The following is a 26,207-nucleotide window of genomic DNA, read 5'->3' on the forward strand; positions in this document are numbered from 1 at the left end:
TAGTAATTGAATTCAAATCAGTTCCTTTGGGTAAACAATAATCAAACCAAGCTTTTGTCTCACCAATGATCGATTTAGATTTTATAAAGAAAGGAATGGCTATGGTAAATTTTAAATCATTTCGAGGGGTCGTTACTCAGATTGATGATTTTCCGATTGGGCAAAATGGAGAAAAAGAAGGTTGTTATAAGCTTATGACGGTAGAAGACAGTACTCGGGGTATCGTCAATTTTGTCATCTCACCTTCATCTTATTTTGTGAATCAAGAAATTGTAACAATCGGTGATCAGATTACTGGATATTATGATGGGGACGCACCTGTACCTTTGATATATCCACCTCAATATCGAGCACTCGTCGTTGTAAAGGAAAATAACTATCAAAATGTCAAAGTCGACTTTTTTAATAATCAATTAGTGAGTAGTGATGGCCAATTACAATTAAATCTTTCTGCTTATACGCTTATCTTGCTTAAAAATGGGCAACCTTTTTCAAAAAGCCCGGCAAATCGAAACCTAATTGTTATCTATGGCCCTACTTCAAGAAGTATTCCTGCACAAACTACACCGTATACTATAATTGTTTGGTGTTAACTAAAAACAACAGAAAATATTTCCCAGGAAAGGTCTCAATCTCCCACGTTCAAATCGACGGTTTACATTCTGTTATTCAAAACATTATGTTTCCTCATCTGTGCAACATTTCACATAAAAAATTGACTAACAGTGCATTATATGCAAGCAAACAAAAATAAAAAAATTAAGCGGCTTAAGTCCTTTAGATTATAGGGCTTAAACCGCTTAAAGCATTATTTTTATTTTTTCTATCTACTATTTGCCTTGCATTTCGTGTAATTGCTGCTTGATCTGCTCTAAGTATTCTTTATTTTGTTGGACTGTATCCAGATGCTCACCAAATTGCTTTGCATTCATGAATGCATTTTCTGCATGTTCGATTTGATTGAAAGCATGCTCAATCGCTATCTCCTCCGGATGTGACTTTGCATGCTTCAACAAACGCTCTGCCTTTTGGACAGAGTTCCCAAACAAAGTGCTTGGATGATCCTGTTTCCAGCTCATATCTGAGTGCTTAGCCAATTTTGCCTCTTCCCTTCGTGTCAATTTGATAAATAATCTAGATATAGTATTGGAAAATGTGCAGAAAATATGTACGGATGAAGTAACGAATATATAATGGAAATGCTTTTTGTATATAACTTTGACTATAAATACATAATCAAAAGAAATATGACATCTACTTATTAGCAAAAATGGGGCAAACAGAAACATGTATATTATTTTTTAAAGATACTCATGCATTCATGAGTGAAGTACAAGTTTAAGAAAAAAGGAGACCGTCTAAAATGATCGGTCTCCTTTATATCAGCCTCTTACACATTTTCTTTAGCCATCTTCTTATTGTCAGTATGGATGCTTTTCATTCCTTCAAAAAATGGATACTCTAGACTTAAATATCTTTCTAACTCTCCATTATCATGAGGAAGCTTCTCTAAATAATACTTTGAATCGTTTATTCTTTTTTGAATTTCCTGTTGATTTTGTGTTGTCGAACCGTGTCCAGGTATATGGGTCGTTATCTGATGATTAAGCAAAATATTTTCAGCTTTATTGACCGTATTTACATATTCTTTATAGTTGCTAAAAATAAACGGGAACTCAATATCTGATAAATAATCGCCAGAAAGAAACAGACCATACGGCTCAATAACTGTAAATAAACCATCATTCGTATGACCAGGTGCTTGATAAAATGTCATGGTTAGGGAATCTAATTCTAATTTATGCCCATCCTCTGAAACAACAATATCTACAGTTGGATATACAGGTGAATAGCTTCTATTCAAATAATATCCTTGGTCAAATTGTTTAATTTTTTGAATGCTGTCTTCTTTGTTAGGATTTTCATTAAATTGTTTAGATGCAATTACCTTAGCTTCTGGGAATGCCCCAGACCCAATAATATGATCAAAATCGCTATGTGTGTAAATAATATATAGTTGTTTATCATCTTTCATCTTGTTGATATAGCTCTTAATTTCTTCAATTTCAGTAGGTAACCAATTAGGATCTGTCATAATTACTGCTTCATTAGTTTGAATGATTGCCGAGGTAGTCATATATAATGCACTTTGAAAAACTGTAATATTATTTTTTTGGAATTGAATCACTATGAACCATCCTTTTCCCCTTATTTTTCATTTTGTTAATGGGCTAGTTTGTTGAACAAGAAATTTTATTTTTTGTCTCTCTATTTCATAGTTCGGGCAACATTTATAAAATCCTTCTTTTGGAAAAAAAGTATGCGAAATCAATTTAAATTCACATACTCTTTTTATCTATTGATACAAGTATTCATGAAGAACGGATCTATATGATACTATTCTCCATGAATAGTTTAAATGTAGAGAGACATTCTTTTGTTACCTACATCCTATCGTATCAATCAATCTCACCTATAATTCAGGTAAAAATCTTTTCATTTCAATTAAGGAGAGTAAACATGAACAACAATAAGGACAACACAGAAGTCATCTTACTTTCTGATCCATCCGAATGCTTGATGCATCCGTTTTATAATAAACAAATCGTCTTTACTGGGGCCCTTTCCACGATGACACGTTCAGAAGCTACGAAAAAAGTACGAGCTTATGGAGGGATTATGCAAGGGGCAGTTACACAGGATACAGATTTCCTTATTCTTGGGGACAAACGTCGCGGTATAAGTACGAAACAATTAAAAGCTGAGAAGTTGATTAGCCTTGGTCTAGACGTTCAGATTATTATTGAGGATGATTTTATTTGGCTCATTTCAATGTAAAAAGAATATCTACCATCATCCTTCAAAGAAGATTTGCCTCAAATATAAATTCATCTCATCTAAAAAGGTATGCAAAACAACTATGTTCACATACCTTTTACATATTTTATTCCTCAAACTTATGAAAAATTTCTCCCTAATAAATCTACATGACTTTAATTTGAGAGCTTACACACAACAAATTTAAGTAGAGCTAGAACGGATTAACTAAACAAAGTTTTAAAAAATAGCACGGCTTAGTTTACTACACAATCGGAGCTCTAATATAGAACATATCTTATAGTATCCTAGCAAAAGGAGGTGATAAAATGGCGCAAGTTCTTGATTACCAAGCAACTGAACCTCTAAGTACGTTTAACCCAGAAACTGCTTTTCCAATTCCACAAGCTCCATTTAGAGTTCTTTTAGCCTCTATTCAAATAAATATCCCAGGCACCGCTTCAAGAAATAATAACGTTGAGCTACTTGCAAGCGTTGGTGTGACGGGCGTTACAAATATTTCTCAACTTGTATTTAGAATCTTCCGTAACGGGAAAGAAATCTATAATACTCAAAATGGCGCAGAATCAACAGGTTCAGAACAAAATTACATTTTTACATTCCAAGCTATTGATTCCAATTTAGTAGCTGGCGCTAACTTCTATCAGGTTTTTGTTGAGAACATTACACCTAACACACAAGCAAACATTGTTGGACCAATTTCTTTTAGTGGCCTAGCAATAAAAAATTAACGATAATAGCTCTTACTATGCATCTTGATTATGTTTATGCCCCGTGCAAATTTGTGGCATACATGATTGATTTTTTAAGCGTGTTGATAGAGTAAGATGCATGTTTTAAAGCACATTATATAAGGATTTAAAAAATAAGCTGGATAGAAGTTATTAAAAATCAAACTCTCTATCCAGCTTATTATTTCGTTTATACTCTAAAATTTATTAGTAAATGACATTAAAGGAGATTGGAACGGGCTGAACAATCTTTCAAGTAATTCGATAGTATATCAGGATAGGGCTATAAATAATCATTTTAATTTTTCTAACATGGGATGCGAAAAGTCTGCTAAATAAAAGAGGTGGGATTGTTCGGGTTAAAATAGCACTCGGTTTTTATCGATTGGCAACATCTTATTTTTATGCTCGAAAACTTTCTGCATATTTTAATGCAAGCTGCGTTCGGGAAGTTACTTGAAATTTTCGATACAAATTTTGCAGATGCTTCTTTACTGTATTTTCACTGACATATAAAAAACTGGCAATTTCTCCATTTTTGAATCCCTTACATAAGTACATTAACAGCTCTTTTTCACGTTGTGTAGTTTGCAATGACTCGTCTGGCTGAACATATTGATGTAATAAATATACATTTTCAATCGTATCGTCCGTTTTACATACAATAGCTTTTGACTATCCTGCTCTGTAAATGGTGTTTCCCCTTTTTTTCGTAAAAAGCCAATAGCCGCTGTTGGCTTTTGCTGATTGTACAGACATAACCATTTCATCTGTAAAATCATTTAATTGTAAAAAGCGCTCAACATAATATCGCTTTTTCTTCATCGATATTACTTCATTTCGTTGCATTAATTGAATATCGGGTTGGTTTTGCATATTCACTGGGTGCAAAGGATCATAATATTTATATTCATGTAGATAATTTTGTACCGTATATGTCTCTACATTGAAACAGGCAGGCTGTTCATTTAACTCCCCATCTGCCACTTCCCAAAATAACGTATGCTCATATTGAAAACATTCACTCAATACTTGCAACACATTCAATTTAAAGTCTTCACTTGTTTGTTGCATATTCATATTCGAAATTTTTAGTTCATATATTCTCGCTCGAAACAAATTATCCTTTTGGGTAAGATCAATTCTTTTCATCTCAATTTAAAATGAATTTGTAAGTCAAAACTATAATGAGGTGATCAGATGAATTTACAAGAATATGCATCATATGATGGTCTTGGATTAGCGAAGTTAGTAAAAACAAAGCAAGTGACACCACAAGAGCTTACAAAATTGGCGCTACAAGGTATTGAAAAGGTTAACCCTTCTACAGCTTGGGAAACAATTAGAAGAATCTGCTCCATGGAAAGATTGTAAACCACCCGTACATGTGGGTGCAAAAGTTACGGAAATTGCGACAACATAAAAAAAGTAGGTACAAGATTTTTTCTTGTACCTACTTTTTTGCTAGTTTACATCATTGACCTTATAGAAGACAAAGACAAATTAAGTCGCCCAAGAGTATAAAGGGCGACTTTTATTGTGCTTATTATTGCTTTGAAACAAAGTTTAACCGGAATTTCCTATCTCTATAAAGGTGAAATTTTGTTTTTTTTGTGGATTAAGAAATTATTAATCGATAATAAAGTTATTCCATTAAAAGGCCAGATTGTTGAATAACAACTTTTTATTAAAGATTTCCAAACGACGCTTTGGGAGCTTTTTGATATAATAGTGTGTCTAAAATATTTATAAGGATGTATTGCTTTGAAAAAATATCTAAAGGGATATGCACTGAAGCTAAATAAAGGATTAAAAGAATGGTTTACTGAAAAAGGTAATGGTAAAGCAGTTTATACTATATTTTTAGCTCATTACATTGCTTATGAATGTTCGTGGCTTTTTAATGTGCGCCCTAACAGCTTGTAATTTTTTCTCAGTAGTATATTTCGTCATAAAAAAACTGCACCCCCAATAGTTAGATTGTGTCTAACTATTGGGGTGCAGTTCATTTTACTGGATAAATTTTTCCACTTGCTTCACACCCAGTTTCTAAATCATTTGGGTTTCCACAGTATAATCTCAATGAATATTCCGATAAATCACCAGTCTTTATGGTAGTAACGACTCTTTCTGTATTTAAAAATACATAGGTATCGTAATATTCACCATTACGATATATCATACCAACAATTGTACCTCGCTCCTTTCCAAATTTTTTGGGTTCTACGGTCATACCTAAATTGTCGCCACGATAAAGTTGTAGTCTAGATGTAGACTTCGACTTGTTAGCTGTTGAAAGATAAACACTTCTTGGAAGTTGTTCAAGTGCAGCATATGGACTAATTGTCAAATCTTTAGAATCTTCATAATTTTCATCTACTAAAAGTTCAGGGTTTTTTGGGTAATATTTCTCTACCCCTTCTGGAAGAGATTCGATAGTGTCATCATTAATTGTATCAGTACCGTTATTAGCGCTAGCATTTTGCGTAGTCCCTAAGATGATTGCACCAAACATAAAAGATGTTAATAATAGTTTTTTAATTCCCATAAGTTCCGTAAACCTCCGTTTATGTATTTTTATTACATTTCTTATTATAAATGTTTTTTTGAAATAATCAATGGGTTAAATTTAATTATAAGGGTAAATTCGATTATTCTTATTTTGATTTGTTTATTTTATAATGTGAAAATTAGTAAAATGAATAGTGACTATAAAATTTTAAAATAATGGGAGATGTTAATTATGCATTCAACATATGTTCTTTACAATATTGTTCCCTTAGCATTCTTAATTTTGTTAGTATATATTTTTATTGATGTATTACTTGATTATTTTAGAAAAGTAGAAAAAAGTGCTAAGAAACGAGTTATGTTATATAGCTCTATTTTTTACGTAATAAGCTTAGTTCAAATTAAATTGGGTGGATTCACGCTCCATCAAAATCCAGCAGACAATATTAGAAGATTTATTTCAACGAATGACTGGTTTGGAATATTTGATACGATGCACTTTAATATTTCTATTTGGAGTTATTCAGCTTTATTTTATAATGTTATTTTATTTGTACCGTTTGGGATTTTCTTAATACTCCTTTTCAATTTAAAAAGTAACAAAAAAGCAATTTCTATTGTTATTTTAAGTTGTTTAGTTATAGATTTCGCCCGTCTTTTACTTGGGTGGTCTGGTTTTACTATAAGCAACTTTGGTAATACGGATATTATCTATTTGTTATTTAATGTTTTGGGTGGAGTCTTAGGAATATTTTTAGTAAAGTACGCAGTAAATTATATTCACTCATATAAATTAAAAAACCAAACAAAAATTGTCGAATAAAATATACACATATATACCTAAAAACGTTCCCAAACGCAAGTTTGGAAACACACCAAAAAGGCACGAATGTTGTTAAATCAACGTTCGTGCCTTTTTACGAGAACTATTGTTTATACAGCTTTTTATGCAAAGCTATATAAACATAGCTACGATAGGACTTTTCGAGATTTTTCAGAGTGTGTTATCTGAATAAAAACCTGTATACAGAGACAATTTATTAAGCTGTATACCAGCATTTTTTTATCGTTCCTATTAGGAAAAGATTGATCAAATTCTATTCATTCCTTATTTGTTGCCAAATAAGGAATGAATAGAATTTTTTAATCAACTTTATCCTAAACCAACACTTATTCATCTTCTTTTTATATTATTAGTTCAAACTTCCGCTTTACTATCACTTGTGATACGGTTCTCCGTAGTGTATCTAAATAAGGTTTTCTATTTTACCTTTTATAGCATACTTGTAGTTATAGTCTGCTGGTGTTGATTTACAAATTCAATATATTACATATTCATTGTATTACCTATTATAGTCGTCAATAATCGATATCGTTCTATTTGCCACTTCCTTACCAAGTGATGCATACAATTTCTTATCGCCAATGACATAAAATTCTTCTTTAGCTCGTGTAGCTGCAACATTCATTATATTTGGTTCAGTAACGGCCCATTCTGCTGCCCTACTGCTATTAGAGTCTGCTCCAAGGACAAAATAGACAATTTTTGCTTCTTTCCCCTGAAAAGTATGAACAGTACCAACATTTGTTGTTTTACCGTCTTCTCGTTTCGTGAAGTTAATTTCATCTAAAACCCGTGCAAGTTTATAGGCCACATTTCTAAATGGAGATATAACATAGATTTCGTTCGCTAAATTTGGATCCTCGTGTAATCGTTTAGCAATTAGACTTTTCAGTAAGTCAGCTTGTTCTTTAACATATTTGTCAGTTGCCTTTCCCACTGAATCTAACCATTGTGATTTTCCTTTTGCCTCATCTTCTTTTTTACCTTGCACCATTAACCCATCATACGATATTTCATTTGAAATCGTGAACATCGGATAGTTCGAACGTCTGTGTACCCAAAGTGGTATGCCAATCCATTCATCATCATTTTTTTGAAAGCCATACTGACTGGTAGCATCTACAATTGTTTGAGTAGAAGCATTAGCAGAGACAAACTTTTCGTCTACTTTATTATGTCTTCCAATTAAGGTCAGAACATTTGAATCTAACGTTAATACTGGTTTTATTTGTGAGGGATCTCCAACAACCATAACTTTTTTACTCCTAAAAATTGCACCAACACTAGCTTGTGGTAGTGCTTGACCAGCCTCATCTATGAATAGATTGCCTATCGAATTTTCTTTAAGGTTTTTAAACATTCGACCAAAACTGGCAAAAGTAGTGCTAACAACAGGAACAGTGAAATTCAGCCATTGCCATGATTCTGAAATTAACTGATGTCCATTCTCTTTTGCAATGTATTCAGACTGTTTTTCCCAAATCATCCTAGCCACTTTCAAACTTTTTCGGTTTTCATACAGGAATTGTTTTCTAACTTTTAAAGCTAAAATAAATAATTCTGATTGTAATATGCGGAACTGCTTTGTAAACCATGGATTAGACTCTTGAAGTTTCTTATATGATATTGAAAAATCTAGTTCCTTTATGCCACTTTGAACCTTGAGATTTTCCAATGATTCTATTTCTTGTTCTATTTTTCTTAAATCATTTTGTTGAGTAGTCATCCATCGATTGAAGACAGCTTTTGTGTCCTGTATTTGTTTTTGAATATACTCGCTTTTTTCGGCATTTTGCTTTACTCCATTTTCAAGTTGCTTACGGTCATTCAACAATTTGACTTTTTGTTGAGAAAGTTGATTTAAATAGTCATTCGCACTATTGAGATTCTTGAAATACTGCTCAACTTTTGATTTATTAAATATTTTCTGAAACCATAAAAAACTTGGCCTTTGTGAAATAACTACATTAAAATTCCTTTCAGCTTGAACTTGTAAATTGGGTAAATTTTCAAGTTCAATAGAAGCATTCGATAAATCTTTTTGCAGATTTAAGCTTTCTTGTCTCAGTCTTTCAAATTCACTTTTCGCTTCTTTTTCATGTAAAATCAAATCTGTTCGTTTTTTCTTTTCTTCTTGTTGAAAAGCAATGATTTGCTCTTTATGCTTGGCTTTTAATTTTCGAAGAGAATACATTTTTTCACTATATTCTTGCATTTTTTCTCTTTCAATTTTTAACTCATCATAGAGACGTGAGAATTCTTGATATACACCTGTATTCGCTTGATAATTTTCTTCTAAATCTTTTTCAATTGCTTCAATGTTTAAAAGTAATTTGTTAATGTTTGTTGACGCTCCACCTTCTAACGAGAATGTACCCCAATTTTCTTCATTTAAAAGCTCACTTATAATGTTACGATTCTGTCCGTAACCTTCACCGGTTAATTTTGAATTAGAAATATCTTTGAAGTAATTCGCTTGCACTAGTTGATTTTGAAAATCCTCAGCAATCTCTTCTTTCTTTGGTAACTCCTTAACAATATTTTGGACTGCCCCATTGTTTGAACTTGCAACAATAATATTTTTATCTGAAATGGATTGCGGTAAAACACCAAGTTTAGCATTTTGCCAATAAACTAGACTACGTTGAATACTTTTATTAGAAAGCTGTGAAATTACCGCTGCCTGTTGTACTACTAAATCAGCAAAAATATCTTTCAACAGTGTTGTTTTCCCTGTTCCTGGCGGTCCATTAACACTACGAATATCATTTTCATCATTTAAAGCTAGGTTTACCGCTGCCTGTTGCATGAATGAAAGTGCATAATCAGGATTACTTGGAAAACGTCCTAACGGATAAAATTTAGGTTGTAAAGCAATTGTCTCAAAAATGTGTGAGTTAAAATTTTCTGATTTTTTATTGCTATCTAGATTTTTCCTATCTCCAGAGAAGCCATTAAAATATCGATTCAAATTTTTAGTTGTGATTGTCTTTGCTTTTTTCAGATCTTCTATAAAGAACGAATGTAGATTTACATCTCCATTATCCAAATTTTGCACAAATGTATAGCGAAAGTTTTCTGAGGAAGCATTGTACTTTTGTGAAAGTTCAGAGATTGTAGTGTTAAAATCCTCATCAAATTTCCTATTTAAATCTTCTCTAAATGAGTTTTCAACTTTTAAAAAATCTTCCGGTAAATCACCATGCTCGTGGATATAACCGCTCATCGTTAAAAATAATTTATCTGCTATAAAATTTAGTTGATTATCAAAATATAAAGATAAGGTGAATTTGTTAGAGTCAATGACTTCTTCATAACTTTTAGCAATCTTGTATCTCTCTCTCAATATATCAATCACTTCTTGAAAATTGAAAATACCAAAATATAATACTAAGCCTGACTTCTTAAAAACCTTGTCTGAAACATTTTGATGTTCCTTTTGTTTAGTTAAAAAATCTAAAAAAAACTTTTTACAATCCTCTTCCTTTGTATGTAAAGGCTTTGGCGATTTGTCTTTAATAGAACCTTCGGATAATTGCTCTATTGTAATCCAAGCATTTAAAATATCTTTACTTTTATTCATGTTCTCTCTCCCATTATCATCCATATAAAAAATTAATTTATAAGCTGCTTTGTGTATTGCAAAATAAAAATGTTGAATTTTTCATAGATAAAATTAGATTTCAACTTAAAGTCTTTAAAACAAATGTTATTGTCTGAATATAAAGAGGCTTATCTATTTTGGAGACTTTATATCATTTATTTTACAATTTCTTTGAGAATTTTCATTGGTTTTCTTTATTACAATAAACTTTAAAATTCCTATAAAACGGAAAACACCTTTTGGCTTAGGTTGTATTTACCCAAAAGGTGAGACCTATTATCTGTTATTTCTTTTATCAATTATAAAACCGCACTTACTTACTTTTAATCCCTCATCTGTAATTTGAAAAACTGCTCGTTTCACACCTTTTATTAATCCTGCTTTTTTCAAATAGGTTCTTGCCCAACCTACTCGATTAACTAATAATGTTTGCTTACCGCTAGGAAGTATTTCAGCAACATCTTCCTCAGTCAATTTAAAATGAGTGGCTAATATTATATATAAATCTTGTAAATTGTACTCTTTTCTATCTTCTAATTGTTTTAAAAACGGATACATAAAATCCTGATAGCCTGGAACTGCCATAAAAATACCTCCAATACTTAACTATTCTAATTATAACAAAATATGTTAATATTTTTATAGAAAGAATAATAGCTAGGGGGGTAAGTCTCTATGACAATAAGTGAATTAGGTAGTGAACTTAAAAGGATGTACCATTCAGCACCCGAAAATGAAAAAGTTACGTTCATTCATCTTTTTGGAATAAAATACGGTTCCACTTTACTTAAGAATAAATATAGTGCTGGAGAAATTATAAAAGCTTCAGGGTTAAATGATTCATATAAAACGGAAGTACAAAAGGGGATTAAATTGTCTAAGTATGTCTCTTATACTGAGTAATTAAATTGCTACTAAAATAAAAAGGGAGTGGAAGGCTCATCTATAGACAAGTCTTCTACTCCTTATTTTAATTCTTCATTTATTTATCTTTAGGAGTTGAAGGAGCAATTGTAGTTCGCTCTCTTCATTTTTAATTATAGTATCTCTAACCCTGTAATATAGAATTCACCATCAATTAATTCTATAAAGGAACAAATTAAAAATTCTTAGACACCTTGCAATCAAAAATTAGTTTAGCCGAACTAACATTACAAACTTTAAAAGATCAAAAAAAATCTTTCATGCAACAAATGTTCATCTAAAGAAAACAGCACCTTTCCACTTAATTTGGAACGGTGCTGCTTCTGTATTTCAGAAAAAACCGCACTTACTTGTGATACGGTTCACCCTTCATAATCCTAAAACTTCTATAAACCTGCTCTACCAAAACAAGCTTCATTAGCTGATGCGGTAATGTCATCTTTCCAAAGGATTGTTGCTCATCAGCTCGTTTCAATACATCATCGTGTAAACCAAGGGAACCGCCAATGACGAACGCGATTTTACTTTTGCCGTAGGTCATGAGGGATTCAAGATCTGCCGCCATTTGTTCAGAGGTCTTCATTTTGCCGTTAATGGCCAGGGCGATAACGTATGTATCTGGGCTGATTTTAGATAGAATACGTTCACCCTCTTTTTTCTTTACGATTTCCATTTCTGCTTCGCTTAGTTGCTCGGGTGCTTTTTCATCTGGTACTTCGATTAGATCCATTTTTGCGTAGCCACCAAGGCGTTTTACGTATTCATCTATTCCCATTTTTAAATACTTTTCTTTTAGTTTTCCGACTGATACAATCGTTATATTCACACGTTATCCACCTTTACAATTCATTTACAAACAAATTATCCACAAAAGTTATCAACATATCCACAAGTAATTCCTATATCTTGTGTAAAGTTATTTACTTGATACAAGATATTCTGCAGGTCGTTCACAGTAGCTACACTTTGTGGATAACTTTTTATCCTCTTTGATTTTATCCATAATTGGGAACTCTTTTTGCTCAGCCACAAACATGTCTAAAGCGTGTTCTATATGGTTTTCACAGCTGTATTTTTCCATTTTTACACCTCTTCTTATTTTCCGAAATTTCCACAAACTTATTCACAATTCGGTCTATGTTATCCACAATCTATTGTAACAAAGGTCAGGCGAGTATGGAAGAATAGGCTTTCTACCGCCACTAGCCGTGTATATGTTATTATTCAAAATTTTCTAGTTATCCACAATATTTTCTAAATCATTCATAATAATTCAGTCGATGCCTCCGAATATTTTTGGCTCATCACTATAATGTCCGGTTGATTTCCGTTCCGGCTGGGTGCTTTCCTGGGGGCGTCCGATGAGTCACCTAGCCTCCTCTCCAATCAACAACAAATATTAGCTCCAACTTTTGATGATAAATAATATTTTTTGATTCCACAAAAAAATCAGTGGAGATCTTATAATCCCCACTGATTTCTAATTTACAACGAATCGCTATTTGTTAATGTTAGTGATAGATCCACTAATTTACCTTGGCGGTATACTTTCATCGTTAATTTATCACCAATTTTTTTGTCGTTATATAAATGTTTGCGTAAATCGATTGCTGTTTCGATTTTTTTGCCATCCATTTCAACAATTACATCGTATTGTTGAACGCCTGCTTTTGAAGCTGGAGAGTTCGCCACAACTTCTGTGATAACAACACCTGTTGTTATGTCTCTTGGTAATTTTAACGTTTGCTGTTGGTTGAATGACGGAACATCTGTTAAGTTTGCTAATGAAATACCCATTGTTGGACGTTTCATTTCACCATTTTTCTCTAACTCCTCTATAATTGGAATTGCTGAGTTAATCGGAATGGAGAAGCCTAAACCCTCAACAGAGGATTCAGCAATTTTCATGGAGTTGATACCGACTAAATCACCTGCAATATTAACAAGTGCACCACCACTATTACCAGGGTTAATTGCTGCATCTGTTTGTAGTACTTCTTGTTGCCAATCTATTGTACCATTATTATCAACGTCAACTGGTACTGAGCGGTCCTTACCAGAAACAACACCTCTAGTAACAGAGCCATAGAACTCTAAGCCAAGCGGGTTACCTATTGCGATTACTGTTTCACCTTGCTTTAATGCATCTGAGTTGCCAAATGACGCAACCGTTTTTACATCTTTAGAACTGATTGAAATAACAGCTAGGTCTGTCCAAATATCACTACCAACTACTTGAGCGACTTCCTTCGTTCCATCTGGCATTGTTACTTCTAACTGTTTTGCACCTTCAATAACATGGTTATTTGTCACGATAAAGGCTTTATCACCTTGAACTTTATAAATAACACCTGAGCCGCTTCCAGCAGGCTTGTTTGATGTGGATGGTGGATTCCAGAATCCGCCGCTTGTCACTTCTTGAATATTTGTGATCCCTACAACAGCGCCTGAAGCCTTATCTACTGCTTTCGTAACATCCGTTGTCACCTCTGTTGCAACTTGATTAATGGTTGTTTCATTTTTACCTGTGCTACTTGTTGTTGTACCTGGCATTTGATTGACAAGTCCAGGCATCATGAGCCAAACGAGTAAAGCGCCTATGATGACACCGATAAGACCCGTGAAAAAATAACCACCTTTACCTCCGCCACCGCCTTTCTTTTTATGACGTTTCTCTTGCGTTTCTCGCTCCTCTTGTTCGAGTCGCTCCTGAAGAGGTGACTTCTGTATTTCATCATTTTTTAATAAATCATTATTTTTATCATCATCTTGAAAATAGCTCATTTTCCTCATCCTTTCCTTTATTAGTATTGGTTAGTTGTTACCCTAATATTACGATTCAAACATTAAAATCAGATGAAAAATAAATAAAATGGACATAAAAATGGCTGTTCAACGCATTTTTATAAAATGTCATTGAACAGCCTCATTAAAGCTTCATTTGTATAATATCGATATTCTTAACTGATGCTAATCATTAAACGGTTACTAATTTCGTCGGCTCTTCTGCATCTGTATCAAATAGATTTAAATACTCTCCAACAATAATGCCGCAGGATTGCAAAGTTTGTGTGACACTCATGCGCGCAAGCTCTTTCATGTTATTATCCATACTTAAATGTGATAAATAAATATTTGTTGGTTTTTCAAATACTACGTTACTCATTGCTATAGCTGCATCCTCATTAGAAACGTGCCCTACATCACTTAAAATACGACGTTTTATAGACCATGGGTAACGCCCCATTTGCAACATATTCACATCATGGTTACTTTCAAATACAAAGGAATCAGCACCTCGAATGATACCCTTCATACGGTCACTAACATAGCCTGTATCCGTAATAACAACAAGCTTACGTCCATTTTCATGGAAGCTATAGAACATTGGATCGGCTGCATCATGTGATACAGCAAAGGATTCAACAGCTAATGAACCAAAATGCTTTACAGTATCCATTTCAAATTCAAAACGTTGCTCTAAAGGTATTTCACCGACTAGCCCATCCATCGCCTGCCACGTTTTGGCGTTGGCATAAATAGGTACACTATATTTTCGTGCCAATACACCTATTCCTTTAATATGATCACTATGCTCATGTGTAACGAAAATGCCACTTAGCTGTTTCATATTGCGGTCGATTTTTGTAAATAGTTGCTCCATCTTTTTGCCACTGAGACCAGCATCGACAATAAATGAGTGATCTTCATTCTCTACATAAATCGAATTTCCTGTACTGCCACTTGCTAAAACACTAAATCGCATTATTCAACTCCCCAGTCTTCCTCTTCGCCTTTTTGCTTGTCTCCTTGAATTTCAATTACATTTCCTTCACTAGCATTGACAAAATATTCTTCTGTTTCTCCATCTAATTTCACTTGTACTTCCCATGTTGGTACTAGCACTTGAGTTGATGTTAAATAACCTTTTGTCGAGTAACCTAACTTCATTTGCGTAATACTCGATTCTGGCTTTAATAGGTTTTTATTATAAAGTGTCTGGATAATTTGAAGTGGTGGTATGACAGTTTCCTGTTTCTCCATTTCTTTGATATCATCAAGCATCGTTTGCTCATACATTGTAACTTCGTTGTCTGCATTCCACTGTACTTTTAATAAGGCACTCTCATTATAATAGAACATTCGATTGCCTTTCTTTTGGAAGAAGGTTGCGACTCTTTCCTCACGATCCACCTTCCATAATGCGTAGGAATCGCCTTCATTAACGTTTGTATGGACAAACTCTGTAATGCTTGTATCATCAATATTCCGTAATTTCACAGGGTTTATAAAAACAACACTTGGATGTGTCTCATCATTTATATTTTCTCGCTGATTGTCGTCGTTAAAATCAGTACTTTTAAATGTATGCACTTTGCCCGTAATATACACAACAAATTCATTACTATTTGGCAGTGTTCCATACGTAATATTATCATCCTTTAAACGGGCTTCTATTGTTTTTTCGCCCGGTATCTCTATGCTCTTCGCTTCATTATAGGATTTAAAATATAACGAATACAAGAAGAAATTTAAGGTTAAAAAAACGCATATGAAAATAGACTTTGTTCTATTCCAATCCATTTTTGACACCTCCTAATGTTTCAGGTGTCAGTTTCGTCCATACACCGTTACGAATAACAAACCAACATGGCTCTAATGTCATATATAGTTCACTTTGATCTTGAGTTAAATAGTAGCCCACAACAATTTCATCTATATCTGATAATACAATGTTATTAAGCTTTTGAATCTTTTCAACAATTTCCGATCCTGATGGCAATTCTTTAATTTCCTTTTCGGATGGAGCGTCTGTATCTAAAGTAAAGTATGGACGTTTGTAGCGGAAAATACGATTATCTCCCCAAACGGTTGTAATTCGATTTATAGCCTGGTCACTATAAACCGGTAATCCTTGTAAATATAGCTGATAATCTAATTGATTATTACTTGTACTTGTTGATACATAGCGATAATCAGCTGTAAAACCTCCATGTTCATTGATAAACTCAAAACTATCTGTCAGGAGCTTTGAAGGCTCTATTCTTACACTGCTTTCTGCCGTTGGATAGACAAAAATCAATGATTTTAAATTTTTATCCACTGTCATTAGTGACATACCGTCTTGATATTTTTCAGTGGTTACACTTTCGTCAGTGCGCAGGACATTGTTTGGTTCTGTAAATAACACATTCTTAAAAATATCAGGTGATTGCATATCGATAAAATACGTATATTTCGCAGATTCAATTTTTTCGTTAGCCACATAAAGAGAGGTAAAGCCATCACGCTCTACTTCTTTAAAATTGCCGTATGTTTTCGCTGGCTCAATAATATTTCGTACAAATTGATTAGCATTTTCTAGACTTACACGTGAACGCATCAATACTTCATTATTGCCACTAATGAAAAACACCTGTAAGTCTTTGTTATTATAATTACTCCAATCTATAATCATACGATTAAAGGTTGTTTCAGGTAGCTCCTTATCGGCGAACTGAAAAATTGAGTTAAAAGCAGAGTAAGGAATCTCACCCGTAAAAAAGACAGTCATACAATTATTAGTACGAATCATCTCGTTTACAGAATTGGCTGTAAGATTATTGTTAACGGGCATTAAATCTAGGACATTCCATCCCTTAAATGCTTCCATAATATCTTCCATTACACCATTAGATACGGTTCCTGTAAATTCCTTATCAAAACGATAAATAGCTTTATATGGACGAATTACATCCTCCATTTTTTTTTGTGGCCCAATTAGGATTTCTTTTCCTTCAGTTTGTTCAATAAATTTGTAATCTGGCGTGTATGTCCAAATCATAAAGGTTAAAACCACACTTAGCATAACGAGTAGGAATAAAACAACTGATTTAACTGGTTCTATATATTTCATTCCCACTCACCTGCCTCGTCAAAATCATCTAAATTAAGTGGTAATGTGAAGAAAACTGTTGTTCCATGTCCTTCTTCACTTTCTGCCCATATTTTACCACCATGAGCCTCAATCATTTCTCTGGCAATAGCTAGCCCTAGACCAGTTCCTCCCATAGATCGGGCTCGAGCTCGATCTACTCGATAGAAACGCTCAAAAATACGTCCTACATTTTCCTTAGGAATTCCCATTCCATCATCAGAAATCATAACCTTTAGCATATCTCCTTGCGCTGTAAAGCCAAAGCGAATATTACCTCCATCTGGTGAATACTTTATAGCATTGGAAATGATATTATCGATAACTTGTGTCACCTTGTCCGTATCAATTTCTACATAATAAGATGCCTCTGGGAATAAACGTTCAAACATCACTTTGTCGGACTTAGACATTTCAAAACGATCGATAATACGGTTAAAGAAAGAATTGAATAGAACAATGTCTTGATTCAACTCATAATCTGAACTGTCCATTCGTGATAACTGCAATAAGTCATTCACTAAACGAATCATACGCTCTGTTTCTGTTTGTGTAACATTCAAAAATGTTGGAGCAATATTTTCATCTTTCCATGCACCATCTGCTAACGCCTCTAAATAACTGCGCATCGTCGTTAATGGTGTCCGTAATTCATGTGACACATTTGATACAAATTCTCGACGATCCATTTCTATCTTTTCCTGCTCCGTAATATCGTGCAGGACGGTAATTAGACCATTAATAAAACCCGTTTCTTTTTGAATAACAGAGAAATTCGCACGTAAAATATACGGTGCGTCTGCCGTACTGAAATCTAAATTCACCGCATCATTCATGTGAATTAAATCCTCAAAACTATACTCTTGGTCAATACCTAAAACCGATGCAATCGGACGACCTAATGTAATATCTCTGGAAATATGCAGCAGCTCTAGTGCGGGATCATTAATAAGAATGATGCGCCCTTTTCGATCTGTCGCAATAACACCATCCGTCATATTACTTAGGACTGAATCAAGCTTTCGCCGCTCTGCCTCTGTAGTAGATTGCGCCTCCTGCAAGCGATTCGTTAAATGATTAAAGGTTATAGCAAGCTGCCCTATCTCATCTGTACCATAAACCCGCACTTTTCGAGAATAGTTACCCTTTGCCATTGCCTGTGCCTGCTTACGCATATCTGCAATTGGCTGTGTAATTGTTCGCGCCACTAAAATACCTAAAAAGATAGTAATTACCAAAGACACTGCCGTACCACCGAGGAAAATACGGTTAATGTCATTTACTTGTTTGAAAACCGATTCAATATTAGCTTCAATATAGAGTACCCCTATGATTTCATCATCAGGACCTGCACCATCTCGAATTGGTGAAGCTAACACCCACACTCGATTTCTTGTTTTATTATCCAGTTTGATGTTTTCAAATAATGTTTCTGCAGAGATTGCACGGCGTACAAGATCATTATTCGAGCGCTGTCCAATCAAATTTTGATTGTCTATCTCTGATGTGGCGCGAATACGTTGTCTATTATCAATGACGCGGATTCCTAAAATATCTCCAGTAGAAACATCCTTCAATCCCGCAGAAAACTCCATTACAATCGTTTTTAGGCTTTCTTCAAGAGATGGCATACTATCATCGCGTTCTTTTAACATTTCTTCACGAATGCTATATTGCATCAAATCGACACGTTGAAAAATGGAGTCTCGAAAGTTGGTTTTTAAATTTAACTCTAATTCACGCGCAAAATAGATCCCTATTATTTGCAAAGCAAGAAGGATCAGTAAAATGTAAATTAATACCAGTTTGACGTGAATTGATTTAAAGAAGCTTACTTTCTGCATGCCTTTTTACTCCTGTTCAGGATTTCGTAAATAATAACCTACACCACGGCGTGTTACAATCCAAGCTGGATGACTAGGATTGTCCTCTATTTTTTCCCGTAAACGACGAATTGTTACATCTACTGTTCGTACATCGCCGAAATAATCATAACCCCACACAGTTTGCAATAAATGTTCACGCGTCATTACTTGACCGATATGCTTACCTAAGTAATGTAATAATTCAAACTCCCTATGCGTTAGTTCAATTGCCTCATCGCGCTTCAATACTAAGTAAGCATCTGGCTGAATAACAAGAGAGCCTACTACAATTTCATTGGATTCTTCTTCAACCTCTTCGGCAGTAGGAGCTACTACCTGTAAGCGACGCATATTTGCCTTTACACGCGCAATAAGTTCACGTGTACTAAATGGCTTTGTCACATAATCATCTGCGCCCATTTCTAGTCCTAATACTTTATCAATCTCAGAGCCTTTTGCTGTTAACATAATGATAGGGAAATCATATTTTTTTCGTATTTCTCTACAAACTTCCATCCCATCCCGCTTAGGTAACATTATATCTAAAAGCATTAAATCTGGTTGTTCTTCCTCAACCTTCTCTAGTGCTTCATCTCCATCATAAGCACAAATAACTTTGTAGCCTTCTTTTATTAAATTAAACTGTAAAATATCTGCGATTGGTTTTTCATCGTCAACAACTAAAATGGTTTTGTCCATATATTTTTCTCCCTTTCGCTATTTATCTATTATTAAACGTTGTGTATTTTTAAAGTCACTACCTCTAACTCTACCATGCTTTTAGCTTCTATGCATTATTCTAAATCCTAAGACGTTTTACGATATTATATTAAACTATTTTTCGACAAATATTTCTCGGGAAATAACATAGATTTATATACGAAGTATACAAAAAGACAGCCCTATTTCGGACTGCCTTCTATTCGAACTGATTAACGCCCTACATATGATAATGGATTTTCTAACGAACCATTTTTCTTAACTTCAAAGTGTAGATGTGTACCTGTTGAATTTCCAGTAGAGCCCATAATACCTATAACTGAACCTTTTTCTACTACTTGTCCTACTTCCACTTTAATTGAAGATAGGTGTCCATAAAGCGTTGTATAACCATTATTATGATTTATTACAATACGATTACCGTAGCTACCAGAGACACCAGCTGCTACAACAACACCATTATCTGAAGCTAAAATATTGTAATTACTAGGACGGGCAATATCAATACCACGATGGAGTTCTCCCCAACGTTGGCCCATCCCGCTTGAAATATAGCCACCCACTGTTGGCCAAGTAAATTCACCCGTACCACGAGAAGAAATTACCTTCGTACCAACTACTTCAATTTCGTCAACTGGTTGTTGTATGATTTCTTCTTCTAACGCAACTTTGGATATACGAGTTCCATTTTCAGACGTTAATAAATAAGATGTTTCTTTACTTCCATTAACGCCTTGTCGTTTAATCACTTTCTCACCTTTATACATCGTCGGATCTTCTTCAACTATTTTCTTAAACGGAATTTGTTCAGTAACTTTCTTCTCCTGTTTTACTTCTAGTGTTACAAATGGTTTAGCGACTGTTACGTTTAATGCTTGTCCGATTTGTAAAACTGTATCAACAGTAATACCAGGATTTAACGCTAATAGCTCAGCTGTTGTTAATCCATGTTTTTGGGCAACCGAGCCTAAAACATCACCTGATTGGATTTTATATGTTTCTTGCTCAAGAGAACCTGTCATTAAATATTTCACAGCTTCCTCAGGTGCTATGATAGCATTTGGTGCTACTTTTTGAGTTGTACCTGAAACTTTCTGTTTAAAAGAAATATCTAAAAGACGCGTTTCACCAATCTGTAATGGTGGGATATTCGTAGATTGCTGGTTAACATATATACTATTTAGCTCTTGCTGTGAAACATATTGTAGCTTTAGCATTCGAATAGTATCTTCATAGGCTTTTGTATCTTTTAAAGAAACTACAGGCTTATTATCTACAAATAATATAAAACTTGGAGATTTAACTACTAAAGATTGCTCTAATTTCTCCAAAATTTTTGCATCTTTTGTTTGATTACCAAATGCTGTATCTGGGATTATTTTAACAGAAGAACTAGCATCGATAGATAATTCTTTGTATTGTTGACTTGCTTCTTTTCCCTTTGATGCAATGATTTCTTCGATCGCTTGCTCGTTAGAGACCGCATCTATATATTTATTCCCCACGTAAACGTGATTAATTTTATTTAAATCTTCTTTATGATTTTCTTTTGCAAAACCTACATTAAACGTTAAACTTGTCATTACAACTGTAATAATGGATACCTTTTTAATTGAAGAAAAATTATAAGTGAATCTATTGTTTTTTTCTTTTCTTGACCAAGACGAACTCATTAATAAAGCCCCTTCCAACTTTAACCTATCGTAGGATTAATTACCCACAAAGATTTTTTGCACCACTACACTTTACCATAAAAAAAATATGGTTTGACTGTTTTCATCTTTTTGTAATATAAATGTATTAATTCTCTGCTATTTGTTACATAATCCCTATTTTTGTAGCTATTAATATAATTTTAGACTTATCGCTTTTTACTTTTTTAATATTCAGATAAAATAGAGGTAGGATATACTAGTTGATTGGAGCGATTAATTTGAATGATTCACAAACCTCTGGAATAACCCCTAAAGTAAGAAAGCCCCAACGTAAGAATACCGTTCGTAAACTTATAATTAGGACCATTATGGTGGCATTGGGTGCAGTCATTATGGCATTGGGACTGGAGCTGTTTTTAGTACCCAACCACATTATGGATGGTGGAATCGTAGGTGTTTCCATTATCGCTTCTCATCTATTAAATTTACCTCTTGGTATTTTCATCTTCATTTTAAACTTACCTTTTATCTTTTTAGGCTATAAACAAATCGGTAAGACTTTTGCACTTTCTACAGGACTCGGAATTACAGTACTCTCATTAACAACACTTTTCTTACATAATCTAAGCCCGTTTACTCAAGATACGCTTTTGGCCACAGTTTTTGGAGGCATGATTTTAGGTATTGGTGTCGGCATCGTCATTCGTTATGGTGGTTCATTAGATGGGACAGAAATTTTAGCTATTTTATTTAATAGAAAAACACCGTTCTCCGTTGGTGAAATTATTATGTTTTTCAATTTACTCATCTTTATGGTAGCGGGATTTGTGTTTACATGGGAACAAGCAATGTACTCTATCCTGGCGTACTATATTGCCTATAAAATGATTGACATCGTCATTCAAGGAATGGAGGAATCAAAATCTGTTTATATCATTAGTGACGACATTGATGAAATTGGACAGACTATTATGGACCGACTTGGTCGAGGTGTAACCTTCCTTCATGGTGAGGGAGCTTATACGGGGAACGATAAAAAAGTTATTTTTACCGTCATTACTCGATTAGAAGAATCAAAGCTTAAATCAATCGTCGCCGAGATAGATGATCACGCATTTCTAGCAATCGGTAATATTGCTGAGGTTAAAGGTGGTCGCTTCAAGAAGAGAGATATTCACTAATGACAAAAGGGTCGTACCATATATGGCACGCCCTTTTTATCTTGTAAAAAAATTTAACATCTATCAAATTAAGTATTGCTCTTCGGCAAAACGAGGGGTTGATCTCCGTTCCGACTGAGCGCTTTCCTGGGGGCGTCCGATGAGCCGCTTGGGCCAACAGATGTTTTTTGCGCGAAAGCGAAGCGTCAGTAGCACGATGTTGGTCACGAAGGCGTTTTCACAGGATGTGATGGTTTTAGCCTTCGTTCCTCTATTGCTGATCCCAAGGCGTCGCTCAGTCTCCACTCCAATCAACCACTTCACTTAGCATGTATCTTCTAGCATATCACTCTAATTTAAAGTGATAATATACGAAAACATAGCGTTCATAACAGATGTCTTTTGCAAAGCGTAGCTACACCAAATGTAAAAACCGCTACAACTTATAGACATTATTCCCCTGACCATTTTGTTTTTCAATACTATAAAAAGCATATGGTACGCCCTTTTGTTATTTAAAATTAATTATGCTTCCCAAACGTCCACTAAAACGTTCGTTTGTTCACGTGCAGGACCAACAGAGAAAGTTGCAATTTCAATACCAGTTAATTCACTCACGCGTTCTACATAGCGTCGTGCATTCTCAGGTAGCTCTTTTAATGTTTTGCAACCTGTAACATCTTCTGACCAGCCTGGAAGCTCTTCATAAATTGGTTCACATTGTTCAATAATATGAAGATTTGCTGGATACTCAGTAATCGTTTCATCTTTATATTTATACGCTGTACAAATTTTAACTGTTTCTAAGCCAGATAAAACATCAATTGAGTTAAGCGCAAGATGTGTAATACCACTTACTCGACGTGAATGGCGCACAACTACCGTATCAAACCAGCCTACACGACGTGGACGGCCAGTTGTTGTACCGTATTCACGACCAACTTCACGAATTTGTTGACCCACTTCATCAAATAGTTCAGTTGGGAACGGACCATCACCAACACGAGATGTATAGGCTTTAGATACACCAATAACACTTGTAACTCGTGATGGACCAACGCCAGCACCGATTGCTACTCCGCCAGCAACAGGATTTGAAGATGTTACAAATGGGTACGTACCTTGATCGACATCAAGTAAAATACCTTGTGCTCCTTCAAATAACACTTTTCCACCTTCATCTAGTACATCATTTAAGATTTTCGACGTGTCAGTTACATATTTTGCAATTTCTTGTCCATAGCCGTAATATTCCTCGAAAATTTCTTCGAATGTTACGCCTTCAACTTCGTAAAATTTCTCAAATAACTTATTCTTAATTGCTAAATTTTGACGTAGTTTTTCTTCAAATACATCCTTGTCTAGTAAATCAGCCATACGGATACCGATACGTGCTACTTTATCCTGATAGCATGGTCCAATCCCTTTACACGTCGTACCAATTTTTTTATCGCCACGACTTTCTTCATCAGCGATATCTTGCTTTATATGATATGGCAAAATAACATGCGCACGGTTAGAAATTCGTAAATTATCTGTATCAACGCCACGCTCTTGTAAGCCTCTAAGCTCAGTCACTAATGACTTTGGATTAACAACCAGACCATTTCCGATTACTGAAGTTTTTTCTTTATAGAAAATCCCTGATGGAATTAAATGTAACTTATAAGTTTCACCATCAAATTTAATAGTATGTCCTGCATTATCACCGCCTGCAAAACGAGCGATTGCATCGGCTTTTTGTGAAAGGAAATCCGTAATTTTACCTTTTCCTTCGTCTCCCCACTGTGTTCCTACAACTACAACTGATGTCATAGTCAGCACCTCCGTTAGATACGATTTGTATCTCAATTTTTAAGCCGTTAATTATTGTAACAATGATAGAAACGCCTAGTCAACAAAAATACTTAAAAACACGAACGTAAAATCAAAAAATATGATTCAACGTTCGTGTTTAATAACAGAATGGTATGAATATTATCTAACATTCAGATTAATTACGTCTTGGCGTAATCTCCAACGTTGAGTTCCCTCTAAAAAAGGAATTTTTTCCTGTTGAATGAAGGTTAATATTTAATCACGTGGAGGTGGTGGCGGCATTTGCGACCAATCCACATTAATGAATTTATTGAATTCTTTTTTAAATGCAAGTGTAACTGTACCCGTTGGACCGTTACGCTGTTTAGCAATAATAATTTCAATCATATTTTTACTCTCAGACTCTTTATCGTAATAATCATCACGATATAAGAAGGCAACAATATCAGCATCTTGCTCAATACTTCCCGATTCACGTAAGTCACTCATCATAGGCCGCTTATCTTGTCGTTGCTCAACGCCACGAGATAGCTGTGATAATGCAATGACTGGAACCTTTAATTCACGCGCTAAACCTTTTAAAGAACGTGAAATCTCAGATACCTCTTGCTGACGGTTCTCCCCTGGCTTACCACTACCTTGAATGAGCTGTAAATAATCAATCAAAATCATACCGAGGCCATGCTCCTGTGCTAAACGTCGACATTTTGCTCGAATTTCATTGATACGTACACCTGGTGTATCATCAATAAAAATTCCAGAATTCGATAAACTCCCCATTGCCATAGTTAGTTTACCCCAATCTTCCGTTGTTAAAGCACCTGTACGTAAAACTTGTGCATCTATATTTCCCTCCGCACAAAGCATACGCATAACTAGCTGCTCAGCACCCATCTCTAAGGAGAAGATTGCAACATTTTCACGTGCTTGAACGGCAACACTTTGCGCAACATTCAATGCAAAGGCTGTTTTACCTACAGAAGGACGTGCCGCTACAATAATTAAATCGTTGCGCTGGAAGCCAGCTGTTATATTGTCTAAATCACGGAAGCCTGTCGGGATACCTGTAACATCACCTTTTTGTGATTGCAGCTTTTCGATGTTATCAAAGGTTTCCACCAATACGTCTTTGACATGCTTAAAGTCACCCGCATTTTTACGATTGGCTACCTCCATCATTTTCTTCTCTGCTTCACCCAGTAATGCCTCTACCTCATCCTCACGTGTATAGCCATCTTCTACTATTTTAGTAGCTACACGAATTAAACGACGTAATAGAGCCTTTTCTTCGACAATTTTCGCATAGTGTGCGACGTTAGCAGCCGTAGGGACAGCATTGGCGAGCTCTAGTAAATACGATAGCCCGCCAACATCCTCAATTTCTTTTTTAGCTGATAATTCTTCAGTAACTGTTACAACATCTATCGCTTTTCCTTGATCACTTAAACGTAGCATCGTTTCGAAAATGGTCTTATGTGCATTATGATAAAAATCATCTGCTAGTAAAATTTCAGATGCAGTGATTAACGATTGAGGATCGAGGAAAATTGCACCGATAACCGATTGCTCCGCTTCCCGGTTATGCGGTGGAACGCGGTCCATCATCGGTTCGTTCATGGATCG

26 protein-coding genes are annotated in these 26,207 nt (G+C 34.7%); 8 read left to right on the forward strand and 18 right to left on the reverse strand.

Going from position 1 to position 26,207, the window contains the following annotated elements:
• Positions 1 to 101: 101 nt before the first annotated feature.
• The gene (locus tag ACQKOF_RS06355) at positions 102 to 593 is read left to right on the forward strand and encodes a hypothetical protein (RefSeq protein ID WP_427554685.1); all 492 of its coding nucleotides are present in this window, start codon (positions 102 to 104) and stop codon (positions 591 to 593) included.
• A 237-nt stretch (positions 594 to 830) separates the two neighbouring features.
• On the opposite strand, the gene ACQKOF_RS06360 is transcribed toward ACQKOF_RS06355, so the two are convergent.
• Positions 831 to 1,097 (reverse strand): hypothetical protein, encoded by a 267-nt coding sequence (locus ACQKOF_RS06360; RefSeq protein WP_370043964.1) that lies wholly within the window; start codon positions 1,095 to 1,097, stop codon positions 831 to 833.
• A 293-nt stretch (positions 1,098 to 1,390) separates the two neighbouring features.
• A complete protein-coding gene (locus tag ACQKOF_RS06365; protein WP_427554688.1) occupies positions 1,391 to 2,188 on the reverse strand; it encodes an MBL fold metallo-hydrolase in 798 nt (265 codons plus the stop codon).
• 332 nt (positions 2,189 to 2,520) lie between these two features.
• Here ACQKOF_RS06365 and ACQKOF_RS06370 point away from each other — a divergent pair, with 332 nt between their 5' ends.
• Together ACQKOF_RS06370 and ACQKOF_RS06375 are read left to right on the forward strand one after the other, a co-directional pair.
• On the forward strand, positions 2,521 to 2,838 hold the full coding sequence (locus ACQKOF_RS06370; protein ID WP_427554690.1) for a BRCT domain-containing protein: 318 nt from the start codon (positions 2,521 to 2,523) through the stop codon (positions 2,836 to 2,838).
• Positions 2,839 to 3,146: 308 nt separating this feature from the next.
• A complete protein-coding gene (locus ACQKOF_RS06375; protein WP_427554692.1) occupies positions 3,147 to 3,569 on the forward strand; it encodes an exosporium protein C in 423 nt (140 codons plus the stop codon).
• A gap of 402 nt (positions 3,570 to 3,971) precedes the next feature.
• Here the strand turns inward: ACQKOF_RS06375 and ACQKOF_RS06380 are convergent, their stop codons facing one another.
• Both ACQKOF_RS06380 and ACQKOF_RS06385 read right to left on the reverse strand, forming a co-directional pair.
• Positions 3,972 to 4,163, reverse strand: a complete 192-nt coding sequence (locus ACQKOF_RS06380; RefSeq protein ID WP_427554694.1) for a response regulator transcription factor — start codon at positions 4,161 to 4,163, stop codon at positions 3,972 to 3,974.
• An 81-nt stretch (positions 4,164 to 4,244) separates the two neighbouring features.
• Positions 4,245 to 4,649, reverse strand: coding sequence for a hypothetical protein (locus ACQKOF_RS06385; RefSeq protein WP_427554696.1), 405 nt, complete (start codon positions 4,647 to 4,649; stop codon positions 4,245 to 4,247).
• A gap of 120 nt (positions 4,650 to 4,769) precedes the next feature.
• Between ACQKOF_RS06385 and ACQKOF_RS06390 the strand changes: the two genes are divergently transcribed.
• The gene (locus ACQKOF_RS06390; RefSeq protein WP_427554698.1) at positions 4,770 to 4,943 is read left to right on the forward strand and encodes a hypothetical protein; all 174 of its coding nucleotides are present in this window, start codon (positions 4,770 to 4,772) and stop codon (positions 4,941 to 4,943) included.
• Positions 4,944 to 5,333: 390 nt separating this feature from the next.
• On the forward strand, positions 5,334 to 5,495 hold the full coding sequence (locus ACQKOF_RS06395; protein WP_427554700.1) for a hypothetical protein: 162 nt from the start codon (positions 5,334 to 5,336) through the stop codon (positions 5,493 to 5,495).
• Positions 5,496 to 5,574: 79 nt separating this feature from the next.
• Here ACQKOF_RS06395 and ACQKOF_RS06400 read toward each other — a convergent pair whose 3' ends face one another.
• Positions 5,575 to 6,117: a hypothetical protein gene (locus ACQKOF_RS06400; protein WP_427554702.1), complete on the reverse strand. Its 543-nt coding sequence runs from the start codon at positions 6,115 to 6,117 to the stop codon at positions 5,575 to 5,577.
• 195 nt (positions 6,118 to 6,312) lie between these two features.
• Here ACQKOF_RS06400 and ACQKOF_RS06405 point away from each other — a divergent pair, with 195 nt between their 5' ends.
• Entirely contained in the window at positions 6,313 to 6,903 is a 591-nt protein-coding gene (locus ACQKOF_RS06405; protein ID WP_427554704.1) for a VanZ family protein, read from the forward strand.
• A gap of 520 nt (positions 6,904 to 7,423) precedes the next feature.
• On the opposite strand, the gene ACQKOF_RS06410 is transcribed toward ACQKOF_RS06405, so the two are convergent.
• On the reverse strand, positions 7,424 to 10,507 hold the full coding sequence (locus tag ACQKOF_RS06410; RefSeq protein WP_427554706.1) for an AAA domain-containing protein: 3,084 nt from the start codon (positions 10,505 to 10,507) through the stop codon (positions 7,424 to 7,426).
• 297 nt (positions 10,508 to 10,804) lie between these two features.
• Positions 10,805 to 11,113 (reverse strand): winged helix-turn-helix domain-containing protein, encoded by a 309-nt coding sequence (locus ACQKOF_RS06415; protein WP_427554708.1) that lies wholly within the window; start codon positions 11,111 to 11,113, stop codon positions 10,805 to 10,807.
• Between the two features lie 90 nt (positions 11,114 to 11,203).
• Between ACQKOF_RS06415 and ACQKOF_RS06420 the strand changes: the two genes are divergently transcribed.
• Positions 11,204 to 11,431, forward strand: coding sequence for an HTH-like domain-containing protein (locus ACQKOF_RS06420; RefSeq protein ID WP_205446271.1), 228 nt, complete (start codon positions 11,204 to 11,206; stop codon positions 11,429 to 11,431).
• 367 nt (positions 11,432 to 11,798) lie between these two features.
• Here ACQKOF_RS06420 and rlmH read toward each other — a convergent pair whose 3' ends face one another.
• From rlmH to ACQKOF_RS06465, 9 genes are all read right to left on the reverse strand, one after another.
• A complete protein-coding gene (gene rlmH, locus ACQKOF_RS06425; protein ID WP_370043978.1) occupies positions 11,799 to 12,278 on the reverse strand; it encodes a 23S rRNA (pseudouridine(1915)-N(3))-methyltransferase RlmH in 480 nt (159 codons plus the stop codon).
• A 90-nt stretch (positions 12,279 to 12,368) separates the two neighbouring features.
• Positions 12,369 to 12,533: a CxxH/CxxC protein gene (locus ACQKOF_RS06430; RefSeq protein WP_427554711.1), complete on the reverse strand. Its 165-nt coding sequence runs from the start codon at positions 12,531 to 12,533 to the stop codon at positions 12,369 to 12,371.
• A gap of 404 nt (positions 12,534 to 12,937) precedes the next feature.
• Positions 12,938 to 14,236, reverse strand: a complete 1,299-nt coding sequence (locus ACQKOF_RS06435) for a S1C family serine protease (protein ID WP_427554713.1) — start codon at positions 14,234 to 14,236, stop codon at positions 12,938 to 12,940.
• 193 nt (positions 14,237 to 14,429) lie between these two features.
• A complete protein-coding gene (locus tag ACQKOF_RS06440) occupies positions 14,430 to 15,218 on the reverse strand; it encodes an MBL fold metallo-hydrolase (RefSeq protein ID WP_427554715.1) in 789 nt (262 codons plus the stop codon).
• Positions 15,218 to 16,036: a two-component system regulatory protein YycI gene (locus ACQKOF_RS06445; RefSeq protein ID WP_427554717.1), complete on the reverse strand. Its 819-nt coding sequence runs from the start codon at positions 16,034 to 16,036 to the stop codon at positions 15,218 to 15,220. The genes ACQKOF_RS06440 and ACQKOF_RS06445 overlap by 1 nt, the downstream gene beginning before the upstream one ends.
• A complete protein-coding gene (locus ACQKOF_RS06450; RefSeq protein WP_427554719.1) occupies positions 16,023 to 17,348 on the reverse strand; it encodes a YycH family regulatory protein in 1,326 nt (441 codons plus the stop codon). The genes ACQKOF_RS06445 and ACQKOF_RS06450 overlap by 14 nt, the downstream gene beginning before the upstream one ends.
• Complete coding sequence (gene walK / locus ACQKOF_RS06455; protein WP_427554721.1) at positions 17,345 to 19,210, reverse strand: cell wall metabolism sensor histidine kinase WalK; 1,866 nt, start codon at positions 19,208 to 19,210, stop codon at positions 17,345 to 17,347. The genes ACQKOF_RS06450 and walK overlap by 4 nt, the downstream gene beginning before the upstream one ends.
• 6 nt (positions 19,211 to 19,216) lie before the next feature.
• On the reverse strand, positions 19,217 to 19,930 hold the full coding sequence (gene yycF / locus ACQKOF_RS06460) for a response regulator YycF (RefSeq protein ID WP_053482923.1): 714 nt from the start codon (positions 19,928 to 19,930) through the stop codon (positions 19,217 to 19,219).
• 233 nt (positions 19,931 to 20,163) lie between these two features.
• A complete protein-coding gene (locus tag ACQKOF_RS06465; protein ID WP_427554724.1) occupies positions 20,164 to 21,624 on the reverse strand; it encodes a peptidoglycan DD-metalloendopeptidase family protein in 1,461 nt (486 codons plus the stop codon).
• 350 nt (positions 21,625 to 21,974) lie between these two features.
• On the opposite strand from ACQKOF_RS06465, the gene ACQKOF_RS06470 reads away from it, so the two are divergent.
• A complete protein-coding gene (locus ACQKOF_RS06470; protein WP_427554779.1) occupies positions 21,975 to 22,787 on the forward strand; it encodes a YitT family protein in 813 nt (270 codons plus the stop codon).
• A 504-nt stretch (positions 22,788 to 23,291) separates the two neighbouring features.
• Here the strand turns inward: ACQKOF_RS06470 and ACQKOF_RS06475 are convergent.
• Both ACQKOF_RS06475 and dnaB read right to left on the reverse strand, forming a co-directional pair.
• On the reverse strand, positions 23,292 to 24,581 hold the full coding sequence (locus tag ACQKOF_RS06475; RefSeq protein ID WP_427554726.1) for an adenylosuccinate synthase: 1,290 nt from the start codon (positions 24,579 to 24,581) through the stop codon (positions 23,292 to 23,294).
• 258 nt (positions 24,582 to 24,839) lie between these two features.
• Positions 24,840 to 26,201, reverse strand: coding sequence for a replicative DNA helicase (gene dnaB / locus ACQKOF_RS06480; protein WP_053482927.1), 1,362 nt, complete (start codon positions 26,199 to 26,201; stop codon positions 24,840 to 24,842).
• Positions 26,202 to 26,207 lie beyond the last annotated feature (6 nt).

The sequence above is a fragment of the Lysinibacillus sp. NPDC093190 genome, assembly GCF_050280425.1.
Taxonomy (GTDB): Bacteria; Bacillota; Bacilli; order Bacillales_A; family Planococcaceae; genus Lysinibacillus.